Here is a 14,411-nt window from a genome sequence, read left to right on the forward strand (position 1 = left end):
TCTAGAGGAAGGAAATGGGGTCGATATCGATATCGACCTTTGCTCCGCCGGTGGGTTTGATATCCCCAAGCCACTGACGCAGGATCGGTTGCACGGCGATGCCCCGCATTGTCCGTAGCAGCAGGCGCCTGCGATGCCGTCCGCGCAGGACGGCGAGCGGCGCCGGAGCCGGTCCCAGAACCTGCACCCCTTCCCGCTCCGGCGCAGAGAGCGCGATCTCCCGCGCCAGCGCGTCCGCGGCTTCGGCACTCGGGGCACTGACGATCAGGGCGGCCAACCGTCCGTACGGCGGCCAGAAAGAGGGGCGTCTCTGCTCGGCTTCCTGTTCCATGAACGTCTGGAAATCGTTGGACACCAGCGCCGTCATGACCGGATGCTCGCCCACATAGCTCTGAAGCAGCACGCGGCCGCGATGCTCGGCACGGCCTGCGCGACCCGCGACCTGATGCAGAAGCTGCACCGTCCGCTCCGCCGCCCGCAGATCCCCGCCGCCCAGCCCCAGATCGGCATCGACGACGCCCACAAGCGTCAGCTTGGGGAAATGCCAGCCCTTGGCAACGATCTGCGTGCCTATGATGAGATTGACCTCCCCGTCCGAAATCTTCCGGACGGCTTCTGCCGTGGCCGCCGGAGAGCCGAGCGTATCAGAGGACATCACCAGCAGTTTCGCGTCCGGGAATCGCAGCTTCGCTTCTTCGGTAATGCGCTCGATCCCCGGTCCGATGGGCACAAGCGAGTTCTCGGCGTGACATTCCGGACAGTCCTTCGGAATCCGCTCGGTATGGCCACAGTGATGGCAGGTCAGGATGCCGCGCGCCCGATGCTCCACCAGCCACGCCGAACAGTTCGGGCACTGCATCCGGTGCCCGCATGCCCGGCAGAGCGTCAGAGGCGCATAGCCGCGCCGGTTGAGGAACAGCATGGCCTGCTCCCCCTTCTCCAGCGTCTCGTCGATGGCGGTGCAGAGCTTCGGAGACAGGAACAGACCCCGCTCCGGCGGATCGGCCCGCATATCCACCAGTGAGACATCCGGCAGGGTCGCCCCACCATGCCGCGCGGTCAGGAGTTCATGCCGGTAGCGGCCGCTTTCCACATTCGCGAGTGTTTCGAGCGACGGCGTGGCGGAGACGAGAATGGCCGGCGCATCCGCCAGACGGGCGCGGACGACCGCCATGTCCCGGCCGTGATACATGACGCCCTCTTCCTGCTTGAAGGCGCTTTCATGCTCCTCGTCCACCACGACGAGGCCCAGATCGGAAAACGGCAGGAACAGCGCCGAGCGGGCACCCACCACGACGCGGGCACTCCCTTCCGCCACCGCACGCCATGTCTCGCGCCGCCTTTTGGCCCCGAGATCGGAATGCCAGACAGCGGGTTCTGCGCCGAAGCGGCGGATGAAGCGGTCCGTCCACTGGGCGGACAGCGCGATTTCGGGCAGCAGGACCAGAACCTGCTTCCCTTTGGCCAGACAGGCCGCCACGGCCTCGAAATAAACCTCCGTCTTGCCTGATCCGGTCACCCCTTCCAGCAGCGTGACCTGAAACCGACCCGCCTCGACAGGCCCGCAGAGTTCCTGCGCGACTTCGGCCTGTTCTTCGGAGAGCTTTGGCGCGCCATGGCTCGGGTCCGGCGTTGCGAACGGGGCGGCCACGGCGATGACGGCCTCGCGCAGCAGGCCAGCACTGGCCAGCCCACGGATCACGGCAGCACTTGCCCCGCTTCGGGAGCCCAGTTCGGCAGTCGTCATGGGCGTGGACGAGGCAAAATTGAGCACCGAGCGACGGGCTGGCGTGATGCGCAGATCGCCTTCGGGCATCTCCGTCCGCACCCAGCCCAGAGCGGGTTTGGGCGCGTCCTTCAGATGGATACGCGTCGCCATCGCCAGCACCAGGCCCGGCGGGGTGAGCGTATAGGCCGCGACCCAGTCGATGAAGCGGCGCAGGCTCTGCGGAAGAGGACGAACATCCAGCTTTCCCGCCACGGGACGCAGACGCGCAAGCGGAACTTCACGACCGACCGGCAACGCAAAATCGGCCGGCAGGGTGCGATCGGTCTCCCAGACACAGCCCACGGTTTCCCGCCGGCCCAGCGGGACCGTGACGAGGTCTCCGGGCTCAAGCGGCATGGGCGCGAGGTAATCGAGCGGCCCCGGAAACGGCAGCGGCACGAGCACCGAAACGCGCGTTCCGGTGGAAGGTGGCTTTCGCCGGGGATCAGGCTTGGATAGGCTGCTGGATGCCATGACCGTATCTAACCTCCCACGCTCCGAAATGCCATGACGGCCACATTAATGGCGCTCGATGCCCTGCGGGACTGGACCGAATGGCTGACTCACGAGAGGCGTTCGAGCCCACGCACGGTCGAAGCCTACCGGCACGACATCCTGCTGGCGCTGACGTTTTTCCAGCAGCATCTGGGCGCCGAGGTGACGCTGGCGGACCTGGGGAAACTCTCGCTGGCGGACCTGCGGGCCTGGCTCGCCCATGAAACGGCCCGCAGCGAACAGCCCACCCGCCGCACTACCAGCGCCGACTCGCGGGCACGCTCGCGTGCGCGGCATGTCTCCGCATTGCGGTCGTTCTTCCGGTATCTGGGCCTGCGGCACGATCTCTCCAATCCCGCCCCCTCACTGCTCGCCACGCCGCGCACGAAAAAGCGCCTGCCCCGCCCTCTCGGGGAAGACGCTGCCCGGGCGGCGGCAGAAGGCATTTCCGATGATGCCGAAACCAGTCTGGCGGCCTTGCGGGACCGCGCGCTATTCACGCTGCTCTATGGCACCGGGCTGCGGATCGGCGAGGCGCTCTCGCTCGACATCCGCGATCTGACCAATGCAGGGCACAACATGCTCCGGGTCGTCGGCAAGGGGGGCAAGGAACGGCTCGTGCCCCTGCTTCCGGCTGTGATCGAGGCGCTGGAAAGCTGGAAAGCGGCCCATCCCTCTCCGACGCCTGATGCGCCCCTGTTCTGCGGGGTGCGTGGCGGCCGTCTCAATCCCGGCGTGGCCCAGCGCGCCATGCGGACCTGGCGCAAGGGCGAAGGCCTGCCCGATTCCGCAACGCCCCATGCCCTGCGCCATTCCTTCGCGACGCATCTGATGGAAGGCGGGGCCGATCTGCGCACCATTCAGGAACTGATGGGCCATGCCAGCCTCTCCACCACGCAGGCCTATACGCTGGCGGACGAGAAGCACCTGCTGGATGTCTGGCGCAAAGCCCACCCGCGGGCGGGTCAGGAGTCATGAGACGCCTTCTGCCAGCCGCCCTGATCCTGGGCATGGCGCTATACGCGACAGCGGTTCATGCCGCCCCTGTCTGCGAGATAAGCCGCGCCGTCGTGCTGCCGCTTCGCGATGACGGGGGGTATCTGAGCGTGTCCGTGACGGTGAACGGGCGGGCGGCCTCGATGATCGTGGATACGGGCTCCGAAGGCAGCCTCATAACGCCGGCCGGAGTTGCCGCCCTGCGCCTGCCGACCGATCCCGAACACCGCACCATGATGCAGGGCCCCAATGGCAGCCCGCGCCTGGTACCGAACGTCCGGATTCAGGATCTCCGGCTTGGCACACACCCTGCGGCGGAGCTTCCCCTTGGCCCCGGAACAATGGCCGTCGGGATGTTGCCGGGTTCGCCCATGATCACGCCCCCCGTTCTGGGCCTGCTCGGCGCGGATGTGCTGGCGGATTACGATCTGGAATTCGATGTCCCGCATCAGCGCCTGACTTTATGGACCATCCGCCTGGGCTCGCGTCTGTGTCAGCAGCCTCCCGCCTGGGCCGGGCACTGGACGACCACGCCCGTACACCGGCAATCCGGACGCCTGACCGTGGCCTTTACGCTGGACGGCCTGGGAGGCACGGCTCTTCTGGACAGCGGCGCGCGCTCACATATCGTGAGTACGGATTTCGCCCATCGGCTAGGCCTGACCGACGACCAGTTCGCGCTCGACCCGGGTGGCCTGACAGCGGGCGTGGACATGAAGGAGCGCGAGTACCACTGGCACCATTTCGGGCGCCTTGAACTGGGAGGGACCGTCTGGACACGACCGGTCCTGACAGTCGCCCCGGTTCACGATCAGGCAGACATGCTGCTGGGCTCGGACTGGTTCGCCCATCACGAAATCTGGCTGTCCTACGCCACGCAGCAGCTCTTCTTCCGGTAAATGCCGACCATGCCGGGAAAGTTTCCCAACGGTCATCAGGCAGGTAAAGCCACAAAGTCTTCACCTGCCTGAGGTACAGGCTTTATCGGGTGATAAACGCCAGAATATCGGCATTGATGACGTCTGCATGTGTCGTGTGCATGCCATGCGGATAACCGGAATAGATTTTCAGCGTGCTATTCTGAAGCAGCCTGTCCTGCAGGACCGCCGCGTTCTGGTAAGGCACGACCTGATCATCATCGCCCTGCAGCACAAGCACCGGCACTGTGATAGCCTTCAGATCCTCGGTCTGATCCGTTTCGGAGAAGGCCCGGATACCCTCGTAATGGGCCTTGGCGCTGCCCATCATTCCCTGACGCCACCAGTTGCGGATCGTGCCTTCGGAAACCTCAGCACCAGAGCGGTTAAAACCGTAGAATGGTCCTGTGGGAACATCGAGAAAGAACTGTGCCCGATTGGCTGCCAGTCCGGCCCGCAATCCATCAAGAACTTCGATTGGAGCACCCTCCGGACTTCGGTCCGTCTGAACCATTAGGGGCGGCACTGCGCTGATGAGCACAGCTTTGGCAACACGCCCCTGAGGTTGACCATATTTCGCGACATAGCGGGCAACCTGTCCGCCGCCTGTCGAATGCCCGATATGGATGGCATTCTTCAGATCGAGATGTTCCACAACGGCCGACGCGTCGGCTGCGTAATGGTCCATGTCATGACCGTCACTCACCTGTGCCGACCGTCCGTGACCGCGACGGTCATGCGCGATGACGCGAAATCCCTTGCTCAGGAAGAACAGCATCTGCGCGTCCCAGTCATCGGCACTCAGCGGCCAGCCATGATGGAACACAATCGGCTGGGCATCCTTCGAGCCCCAGTCCTTATAGAAAATCTCTACACCGTCAGATGTGGTGACAAAGGACATGATATGCCTCCTGGCTGATCAAGAACGGGATACTGGTCAGAGCCTAACCTTGAAGCTAACTTTAAGGTCAAGCTGCGTTCATGACGGGGGGTAAATCATGAAGATTGGAGAACTGGCACAGCAAAGCGGACTTACGCCCTCGCGCATCCGCTTCTATGAGCAGATTGGCCTCCTGAAGACGGTCGAGCGTCGTCCCAACGGATACAGGACCTATCCGCCGCAGGCCGTGATGATCCTTGGTCTTATCACAACGGCGCAGCGGGCCGGGTTTACATTGGACGAAATCCGCACACTGCTGCCCTCTGATCTGACACACTGGGATCATGCTGCGCTGATGGAGGCCCTGACCCGCAAGATTGCGGATATCGAAGCGCTGCAGGCGCGCCTGGCCCAAAGCAGAGCGCATCTGCTCCGTCTGATTGAGGATATTCAGGAGCGGCCCGACGACATGGACTGTGCTGCCAATGCGCATCGTGTCCTGACGAACATGCTTGCGGAGCACCCCGAAGCTCTCGACGTCACGTCAGGCGATATCCGCCTTCTGGATACGAAGGACCGCCGTCAGTCGATAAGCCCTGGCCGCCGTAAAAAGACGGCATCCCGTTAGGCTCCATCCAGAAGCGCCACGACTTTCCTTGCCGTCGCCCTGGCGGAAAAGGGGTTCTGTCCTGTTACCAGTCGACCATCGCTCACGACATGGGACATGAATGGCAGGAGTGCCTTTTCGTAAATCGCACCCCGTGCCTTCACCTGTGCTTCCGCATTATAAGGAACTTCGCGCGCAACACCTGCCAGTTTCTCCTCGGTCCATGAAAAACCGGTGATCTTTCGACCGGAGACCAGAAAAGAACCGTCTGCACAGCGAGTATTCAGAAGCCCGCAATATCCATGACAGACAGCGGATACGACGCCACCCTTTTCCCAGATCTCCCCGGTAATGGCCTGAAGACCTTCACTGTCCGGAAAGTCCCACATCACGCCATGGCCGCCAGTGAAGTAGATCGCATCATAATTCCCGGGCCGAACGTCATCAGGACTTTGCGTAGAGTCCAGTAAAGCCATTCTTGCCGGATCGTTCAGCCAGGCCCTGGCCGACTGATCGCACATGGGCCACTTCAAAGCCTTGGGCTCGAGCGGAACCTTCCCGCCCCGAGGGCTGACAATGTGCTGTTCAAACCCCTTGGCAGCAAACACATCCCAGGCATGGGTCAGTTCCGACAGCCACAATCCGGTAGGATGAGCAGGATTGTCGAAATGGGCGACGTTGGTGGCAACGTGAAGGATACGGCGGTTCATGACGGTTCCCTTTCATGTGGCAGGGTACTCAAACACCCATCCTGTAACGTTCGAGCCTGGCTGAAGGTCAATCTCCTGTTTGACCTTAAATCTGACTCGAACGTTAAGCTGCATGTCCCTCATCTGTCAGACAACGCAGAGGCTAAGACATATGCAGACAATTCTTGGCGCAAACGGTCAGATCGCCACCGAACTGGCGCGGAGCCTGCATCATTACCATACGCGTGACCTGCGTCTTGTGAGCCGCACCCCCCGCAAGGTCAATGAAGACGATGCTGTTATGGCTGCGGACCTGATGGACGTCCGACAGACAACCGAAGCGGTGAAAGGCAGCGACATCGTCTATTTTACAGCCGGTCTGCCTCCGGACAGCAAACTCTGGGAAGACCGGTTTCCCGTCATGCTGAAGAATGCTTTGCAGGCCTGCCGGACTGCTGGCGCCAGCTTTGCCTATTTCGACAATACCTACATGTATCCGCAGGACAGCCAGCTTCAGACGGAGGAAACCCGCTTCGCTCCCGTTGGCCGGAAAGGCCGGGTCCGCGCTGCGATGGCCTCCATGGTTCTGGAAGAAATGGCGCGGGGAGACATTCCCGTGCTCATCGCCCGCGCACCGGAATTCTATGGCCCGGGAAAAACACAGAGCTTCACCAATGCCCTGATTATCGACAGGCTGAAAGCCGGCAAAAGGCCTCTGGTTCCTGTCCGTGACGATACGCGCCGCACCCTCATCTGGACGCCGGATGCGAGCCGTGCGCTGGCAATCCTGGGCAATACACCGGCTGCTTTCGGGCAGACCTGGCATCTCCCATGCTGTGATGAGCGGCCGACCTATAAGACATTTGTCGCCATGGCGAGCAGAGCTTTCGGAGGGACGCCTTCCTATTCGGTCATCGGAAAGTGGCCGCTGATCATCGCAGGCATTTTTTCAAAGCAGGTCCGGGAGATCAGGGAACTGCTCCCGCGTTATGAACAGGACAATCTTTTTGATTCAACGAAATTCAAGCGTCATTTTCCGGAGTTTTCTGTCACGACATATGAAGAGGGCCTGGAACTGATCGGGAGGGAGCAGAAAGGGTGATGAAGCCTTCCTTTAGCCCTTTATGATCAGGAGGGTCTCAATGATGAGTCTGCTTCTGATCGCCCAATGCCGCTAGCGGGCTTTCCGCCCCCCAAAACAGCCGTGCTTATGAGACATATGATCAAATAAAAAAAGGCCCCTTCCCAAAGGAAGGAGCCTTTTTTGGAAAGCGGTGCTCATTCACCCTTGAGGCGCGAATTGCACTCCGACCAGTAGCCACCACCCTTCTGGATCCATTTCAGCGAACCGTTGCCGCCATTCGCCTTGTTGGCGTTATACTGGGCCACGCAGGTCTTCTGACGGGCCTTGCCGGCAGAGAGCTTGCTGAACTCCGGCGAGATGGCCGTCGGGAACACGACGTTGCCCGAAGACGCAACGGAAGCTTTTGGAGCGATCGGCGCTTTTGTCCCTGCCGGAGAGGAATCCGGCCCTGCAGCCGTTGCGGGAGCCGCAGGCGTTGCCGTGGTCGTCGGGGTTGCGCCGGATGCGGCCGCCGGGGCAGCAGCGTTGGACGTGTCACCACAGCTTGCGGCCTTGAACGCCTTGTAGGACTGGCCGTTCAAGGAGCCGTTCTGCTTGGCGGTCTTGAATGCGGCATGGCAGTCCTTGGCGGTCAGCGCATGGGCGGGAGCAACGCTCAGACCAGCGGCCAGAAGAGCTGCAAGTGACAGACCCGAAAAGACTTTTGTAAATGTCATGCAGAAAGAACCTTCATTCTGAAATCAGCGGGAGACCGCAGCCTCCCACGCGTTTTACTGCCGGATGACTGCAGTCAGTTGATGCGCTCACCATGCAGAACCATATCGAGACCTTCAAGCTCCTCTTCCGGCGAGACCCGCAGGCCCATCACCAGATCCAGAACCTTCAGGATCAGCGTCGTCATGATAACACACCAGACCACCGTCACACCCACGGCCTCGGCCTGCGCCACGACCTGATGGACACTGGCGACCGTCCCTTCCGGGTTGGACGCCGTGGCCGAAAGCGGGCCATAGGCAAACGCGCCTGTCAGGATGGCGCCGATGATGCCGCCGGTGCCGTGGACGCCGAACGCATCGAGGCTGTCATCATAATTGAAGCGGTGCTTGAGCCAGGTGGCGCTCCAGAAGCATCCCGCACCAGCGATCAGACCAATGAGAACCGCGCTACCCGGCAGAACGAACCCTGCGGCCGGCGTGATGGCGACCAGACCGGCCACCGCACCCGAGATGATCCCCAGGGCCGTTGGCTTGCCCGTGCGCGCCCATTCGACGACCATCCAAGCCACACCACCCGCAGCGGCAGCGACCTGCGTCGTCAGCATGGCCATGCCCGCACGGCCGTTGGCGCCCAGCGCGGAACCCGCATTGAAGCCGAACCAGCCAACCCAGAGCAGCGACGCACCGATAATGGCGTAGGTCAGGTTGAACGGAGACAGGTCTTCCGTGCCGAACCCCTTGCGGCGTCCCAGAATGATCGCGCAGACCAGACCGGCCACACCGGAATTGATGTGCACGACCGTGCCACCAGCGAAATCCACCGCACCAAGCCCCGCGACCCAGCCGGTCGGGCTCCAGACCCAGTGCGCGACCGGCGCGTAGACCAGCAGAAGCCAGGCCACCGTAAAGAGGCACATGGAAGAGAACTTCATGCGCTCGGCATAGGCACCCGTGATGAGGGCCGGGGTAATGACGGCGAACGTCATCTGGAACATCATGAAGACGCTCTCGGGGATCGTCATCGTGACGGCAGCAGGGGTTCCGGCACCGAGCGTGAAAGCGGAATCAACGCCCTCATGGAAGTTGTCCGCAACCCCCCGCAGCAGGACGCGCGACAGATCCCCGATCCAGGGCGATCCTGTCGAGAACGCCAGACTATACCCGGCGACCATCCAGACCAGACTGCCGATGCAGCAGATCATGAAGGACTGGATCAGCGTCGCCAGCACGTTCTTCTTGCGGACCATGCCGCCATAGAACAGCGCCAGACCCGGGATGGTCATCATCAGGACAAAGGCCGTGCTGACGAGCATCCAGGCCGTGTCACCCGTATCAATGGGGGCAGCGGCCGGAGCGGCATGCGCGATGGCGGGCAGCGCGACGGCACCGGCTGCAAGGGAAAGTACGGAGCGCCTCAGCGCAGGGGCGGCCATCAGAGAGCGCCCTCGCCGGTTTCTCCCGTACGGATGCGGATGAGCTGGTCGAGGCTGGAGACCATGATCTTGCCGTCACCGATCTTGCCGGTGCGGGCTGCGGTCATGATGGCCTCAATCACGTCCTCGGCGATCGTGTCGGAAACGGCGACCTCGATCTTGAGCTTGGGCAGGAAGCTGACGTGATACTCGGCGCCGCGATAGATCTCCGTCTGGCCTTTCTGGCGGCCAAAACCCTTGACCTCGGTAACAGTGAGACCCTGCACCCCAAGCGGGGTCAGGGCTTCGCGGACGTCATCAAGCTTGAACGGTTTGATGATGGCAGTAACGAGCTTCACGAACGGCATATCCTCGTTGCGGTCTGGCAATCTGTATCAGAGTATGCCCCAGATCATGCCAGTCTCATAATGATATTGGCAGTCCGCCCGTGCCGTTTTCAGTGAATTTTCCCTGAACGAATGAGCCTGTTGCCCAAACGCTTCTCCTCAGGACCGTCCGGGCATCGCTGCGGGCGGAGAAGCCGGCATGTCCGGGCCGCGATAGGGGCCATCCTGCGGGCGATTGACCGGCGGGGCGACCAGATTGTCCGGCCAGGGGCTCTGGTCCGGCGTCCCGGAGACGATGGCGGTGCGGCCACGGGGCAGACATTCCGGCATTTCCGTGCGGAGACGCCGCAGCATGCGCTCGCGGATATCGCAGCCCAGATTCCACATCCCGTTCGCATCGGCCGCCCCCGCGATCAGACGGATGGAAATGACCTGCGCGTTGGTATCCGCGATCTGGCAGCCGATAGAGGTCTTGTCCTGATCCCAGTCAGGGCACTTGGCGAGTTCCTCGAAATAGATTTCCCGCAGGCGCTCGACCGGCGTCTGGTAGTCCAGCCACAGGAACAGCGAACAGATCAGAGACGGCGAGCTGTGCGTCCAGTTCTGGAACGGATTTTCCAGAAAGTACGAAATCGGCACGATATAGCGGCGGCGGTCCCAGGTGCGCAGGACGACATAGGTCGCGTTGATTTCCTCAACCCAGGCCCAGTCCCCGTTCAGGATCAGCATGTCTTCCATGCGGATCGGCTGGGTGACGGCGATCTGGATACCGGCAATCAGGTTCGACAGGGCCGGACGGGCGGACAGACCGACGATCAGGGAGGCCGCACCGGCAGACGCAAACAGCGAGACGCCGAATTTCTGCACCGAATGGAAGACCATCAGCGAGGACGCGACCGTCAGCACGCCGAACGAGATCTCGATCAGGCGCCGCAGGACGCGGATCTGCGTCTGGTGCGAGCGCGCGGTGATGTCGTCCGTGTGTTCCTTGGCCGTGATGCGGTTGAGATACTGGTCCGTCAGCAGGCGGAACGTCTTGATGATGCCGAAGCCGAGATTGAGGATGAACAGGCACAGGAAAGCCTGTTCCAGAAAGGTCATCGTCGAAGACGTGAAGCCGGTCGTGGCCTGAAGGGCGGCACTGGCGGCGATAATCATCAGGAAGTTGCGGATGGTCGTTCGCAGGCGCGCGATGATCGCATGAATGAACTGGATGCGACGCAGGCCCGGCAGCCGAGGCAGGGCCTCCGTAATGACGCGGCTGAACAGCAGCGCAATTCCCGCCGCCAGAAGCAGCAGAAGGATCGAACCCAGCGGAGCGGGAAGCCAGCTCAGGAGATGCCCGACCCGGCTCATGGAATTGACGTAGGAATGTTCGATCATGCGCTGTGCGGTTCCCTTTCCTCTGCATATTCAAAGTCTGTCCCTTCCCGGCACGCCGTCAGGAAAGGGAGATGTGCGGCAGAGGCTCAGGCCTTTCTTCCGCGAACGGTCATGATGACGCAGGACAGAACATCAGGGGGAATGAATTGTTCCCTGCCATCCGGCCATCATGCAAAATTACCGGAAGAAAAATCTCTCCCACAGGATGACAGTGAAGCACAGCAATGGCAGCCTGAGTGAAATTTTCTCAACGTAGACGCTCCCGGCATCATGATTGACTTCGAAAATTATGCATCCCGTCGCCCCTCTTTAACGTTATAGTTTGCGGATTTCAGGAACACTCATGGGTTATGACCTCAGTATTACCCGCGACCCCATCTGGACAGGACGCCCGGGCTGCAGCCTGACACTGGAAGAATGGTTTAACGTCATCCAGCGCGATGACGAACTCTGCTTCGCCCTCTCCTCGGAACCCCGGAAGTATCCGTCCTGTGATGCCGAGTGGCTGGCCCATCCCAAACCTGAAGAGGCACCGCATGGTACGTTTTTCGTGTGGGGCGGAGGCGACGTCACCTGCAAATATCCGGACGAACACCAGATGATCAAAATGGTCCGGATCAGCCGCAAGCTGAACGCGATCGTCATAGGCGACAACGGCGAACGCTATGATCTGGATGAAAACGGGAAGCTGGTCGTCCATGACGAAAGCACCCCTCCTCCGTCTCCGAGACCGGTCACTTATGGCATTGGCTGCAATCCCTGCGAAAAATTCACAAAGGCCGTGGCAGCCTCCAAAACACCGGACGGTCTCATGTTCTACCAGTGGTATCTTGGTCTGATCACAGCCGTGAATGCCATGCGATACGAGGACGGCAAATCGGTCATGACGTTTCCCCTGACACCCGAATTCATCAGGGAAGATCAGATTTTTCTTGCGCAATACTGTCAGGAGCATCCGGAGCGGCTGTTTCATCAGGCGGCTCTGGCATTACTGCAGTTGCGGCTGGCGCGCTGCGGGTCGTAACGCGCGCCCCCTTCCGCTCAAACCGCCGCAGGAGTAGGACAGGGGCAGGGAGATGAGTACGATGAAAAAAACCCATTACGACCTCTGCATCAACGGCGCCGGACCTGTGGGTGCCACGCTGGCGTGTCGTCTGGCGGCAGAGGGCGTGCGCGTCCTGCTCATCGACCGTAGCGCCCTGCCCGGCATGGAAGACCCTGCGCTGGACGGCCGGGCCTATGCCATCGCGGAAGGCTCCCGCCGGATGCTGGCCGATGCCGGGATCTGGGACAATCTGCCCAACGTGGCCCAGCCGATCCATGAGATCCTCGTGGCGGACGGGCGCCCGCATGAGGCCCCGTCCCCGCTGACGCTGCATTTCGGCCCCGAAGACGCACCCGAAGGCCAGAGCTTCGGCTGGATGGTGGAGGCGCGGGACCTTCGGCTGGCGATCAACCGGACGCTGAAGCAGTATGACAGCCTTGATGTTCGGGCGCCGGATCTGGGGAGCTTCACGTTCCATCCGGATCATGTCTCCATCCGTCTGGCATCGGGCAGAACCGTGACGGCAAAGCTCGCCGTGGCGGCTGAAGGACGTCGCTCCCCGCTGCGTCGTCAGGCGCGGATCGGCCTGACCAAAATCCCCTATAATGAGTATGGCATCGTCGCGACCATCGCGCATGAAAAGCCGCATCACGGCGTGGCGCTCGAACATTTCCTGCCGGAAGGTCCGTTCGCGCGTCTGCCCATGCCTGGCACGGCCGAGCACCCGCACCGCTCCGCCATTGTCTGGGCCGAAGGCGAAGGCCGCGCCCAGCGCTTCCATGCCCTGCCGGACGAAATCTTCGGACGCGAGATCAAGGCCCGCATGGCGGATGAGGATCTGGGCGAGATCATCCCGACGGGCCGTCGCTGGATTTATCCGCTCTCCGCCCAGTACGCTCAGAGCTATATCGGCCCCCGCCTGGCACTGGCCGGTGACGCCGCTCACGGCATCCATCCGATCGCAGGGCAAGGCCTGAACATCGGCTTCCGGGACGTGATTTCGCTGGCAGACCTGCTGATCGAGGCCCACCGGAACCGCAAGGATATGGGCAGCCGCGAGCTTCTGGTCCGCTATCAGCGCAACACCCGCCCCGGCAACATGGCGATGCTTGCCGCGACGGATGCACTCGAGCGCCTGTTCGGCAACGACAATCCCGTCCTCCGCCGCCTGCGCGATATCGGTATCGCGGGCGTCCAGCGCTTCCCTGCCCTACGCCGGGCCTTCGTGCGAAAGGCCATGGGCGTATGACGGGAGCGGCCGAGGAGACTTCCATTACCGACAGATCATCGGACCTCGTGGCCTTCTGGAAGGACATGCAGTCCCAGGCATGCAGTTGCCATGACCCGCTGATCCAGGATGTCTTTTCCACCAATATCGGCGACCATCCGGATTTTGCGTCCGCACTGGCGTCCCTGCTGGGCACGAAGCTTGCGGACCGCTCCATTCCCGCGACGACGATCACACGCCTCGTCGCCTCGATCCTGAGCGCCGAGCCCGACATCGCGGAAGCGGCGGCGGCAGATATTCTCGCGACCTATGACCGCGATCCGGCCTGCCCGGACCTCGTCACGCCGTTTCTGTTCTTCAAGGGATGGCAGGCACTTCAGGCCTACCGGATTTCGCACCATCTCTGGACGAAGGGGCGCCAGCATCTGGCGCATCATTTCCAGAGCCGGATCAACGAACTCTTCGCCATCGACATCCACCCCGCCGCCCGTCTCGGACGGCGGCTGAGCATCGATCATGGAACGGGGATTGTCATTGGCGAGACCAGCATCGTCGAGGACGACGTCTCACTGTTCCAGGAAGTCACGCTGGGCGGAACCGGCAAGCTGACCGGCAACCGTCATCCTATCGTACGCCGCGGCGTCATGATCGGATCGGGGGCCAAGGTCCTGGGCCGGCTCGTTATCGGGGAATATGCCCGGATCGGCGCGGCATCCGTGGTGCTGGAAGACATCCCGGCCTATTCCACCGCGGTCGGCAACCCGGCCCGGATCGTGGGAACCGTGCCCCGGCCGGCCTGATGTGCATTTCAGGGTCCGGAGCCAGCGCCCCGGACCCTGAGAGG

At 62.1% G+C, this 14,411-nt stretch carries 14 protein-coding genes; 7 read left to right on the forward strand and 7 right to left on the reverse strand.

Features of this window, described 5'->3' with window-relative positions:
• Position 1 precedes the first annotated feature (1 nt).
• Entirely contained in the window at positions 2-2,242 is a 2,241-nt protein-coding gene (locus GLS_RS04120) for a primosomal protein N' (RefSeq protein WP_041111341.1), read from the reverse strand.
• A 33-nt stretch (positions 2,243-2,275) separates the two neighbouring features.
• Here GLS_RS04120 and GLS_RS04125 point away from each other — a divergent pair, with 33 nt between their 5' ends.
• On the forward strand, positions 2,276-3,241 hold the full coding sequence (locus GLS_RS04125; protein ID WP_080691890.1) for a tyrosine recombinase XerC: 966 nt from the start codon (positions 2,276-2,278) through the stop codon (positions 3,239-3,241).
• Positions 3,238-4,158: a retroviral-like aspartic protease family protein gene (locus GLS_RS04130; protein WP_041111343.1), complete on the forward strand. Its 921-nt coding sequence runs from the start codon at positions 3,238-3,240 to the stop codon at positions 4,156-4,158. Before GLS_RS04125 ends, GLS_RS04130 begins: the two co-directional genes overlap by 4 nt.
• 82 nt (positions 4,159-4,240) lie before the next feature.
• On the opposite strand, the gene GLS_RS04135 is transcribed toward GLS_RS04130, so the two are convergent.
• Entirely contained in the window at positions 4,241-5,077 is an 837-nt protein-coding gene (locus GLS_RS04135; protein ID WP_041111344.1) for an alpha/beta fold hydrolase, read from the reverse strand.
• A gap of 97 nt (positions 5,078-5,174) precedes the next feature.
• Here GLS_RS04135 and GLS_RS04140 point away from each other — a divergent pair, with 97 nt between their 5' ends.
• The gene (locus GLS_RS04140) at positions 5,175-5,684 is read left to right on the forward strand and encodes a MerR family transcriptional regulator (protein WP_041111345.1); all 510 of its coding nucleotides are present in this window, start codon (positions 5,175-5,177) and stop codon (positions 5,682-5,684) included.
• On the opposite strand, the gene GLS_RS04145 is transcribed toward GLS_RS04140, so the two are convergent.
• A complete protein-coding gene (locus tag GLS_RS04145; protein WP_041111346.1) occupies positions 5,681-6,373 on the reverse strand; it encodes a type 1 glutamine amidotransferase domain-containing protein in 693 nt (230 codons plus the stop codon). The genes GLS_RS04140 and GLS_RS04145 overlap by 4 nt on opposite strands.
• Before the next feature lie 151 nt (positions 6,374-6,524).
• Between GLS_RS04145 and GLS_RS04150 the strand changes: the two genes are divergently transcribed.
• Positions 6,525-7,454, forward strand: a complete 930-nt coding sequence (locus GLS_RS04150) for an SDR family oxidoreductase (protein ID WP_041111347.1) — start codon at positions 6,525-6,527, stop codon at positions 7,452-7,454.
• Positions 7,455-7,630: 176 nt separating this feature from the next.
• Here GLS_RS04150 and GLS_RS04155 read toward each other — a convergent pair whose 3' ends face one another.
• The 4 genes from GLS_RS04155 to GLS_RS04170 all read right to left on the reverse strand — a co-directional run bounded on the left by GLS_RS04155 (position 7,631) and on the right by GLS_RS04170 (position 11,294).
• A complete protein-coding gene (locus GLS_RS04155; protein WP_041111348.1) occupies positions 7,631-8,152 on the reverse strand; it encodes a hypothetical protein in 522 nt (173 codons plus the stop codon).
• A 74-nt stretch (positions 8,153-8,226) separates the two neighbouring features.
• A complete protein-coding gene (locus GLS_RS04160; protein WP_319424405.1) occupies positions 8,227-9,585 on the reverse strand; it encodes an ammonium transporter in 1,359 nt (452 codons plus the stop codon).
• Complete coding sequence (locus tag GLS_RS04165; RefSeq protein ID WP_024716650.1) at positions 9,585-9,923, reverse strand: P-II family nitrogen regulator; 339 nt, start codon at positions 9,921-9,923, stop codon at positions 9,585-9,587. The genes GLS_RS04160 and GLS_RS04165 overlap by 1 nt, the downstream gene beginning before the upstream one ends.
• Before the next feature lie 147 nt (positions 9,924-10,070).
• Entirely contained in the window at positions 10,071-11,294 is a 1,224-nt protein-coding gene (locus tag GLS_RS04170) for a mechanosensitive ion channel family protein (protein WP_024716651.1), read from the reverse strand.
• A gap of 343 nt (positions 11,295-11,637) precedes the next feature.
• Here GLS_RS04170 and GLS_RS04175 point away from each other — a divergent pair, with 343 nt between their 5' ends.
• From GLS_RS04175 to cysE, 3 genes are read left to right on the forward strand one after another with little or no spacing between them, the layout of a single operon-like run.
• Positions 11,638-12,318 carry a hypothetical protein gene (locus GLS_RS04175; protein WP_041111349.1) on the forward strand — a complete coding sequence of 227 codons (681 nt, stop codon included), beginning with the start codon at positions 11,638-11,640 and terminating at the stop codon, positions 12,316-12,318.
• Between the two features lie 52 nt (positions 12,319-12,370).
• Positions 12,371-13,588, forward strand: coding sequence for a UbiH/UbiF/VisC/COQ6 family ubiquinone biosynthesis hydroxylase (locus tag GLS_RS04180; protein ID WP_041111350.1), 1,218 nt, complete (start codon positions 12,371-12,373; stop codon positions 13,586-13,588).
• A complete protein-coding gene (gene cysE / locus GLS_RS04185; protein WP_052327459.1) occupies positions 13,585-14,367 on the forward strand; it encodes a serine O-acetyltransferase in 783 nt (260 codons plus the stop codon). The genes GLS_RS04180 and cysE overlap by 4 nt, the downstream gene beginning before the upstream one ends.
• Positions 14,368-14,411 lie beyond the last annotated feature (44 nt).

This window comes from Gluconobacter oxydans DSM 3504, assembly GCF_000583855.1.
GTDB classification, from domain to species: Bacteria; Pseudomonadota; Alphaproteobacteria; order Acetobacterales; family Acetobacteraceae; genus Gluconobacter; species Gluconobacter oxydans.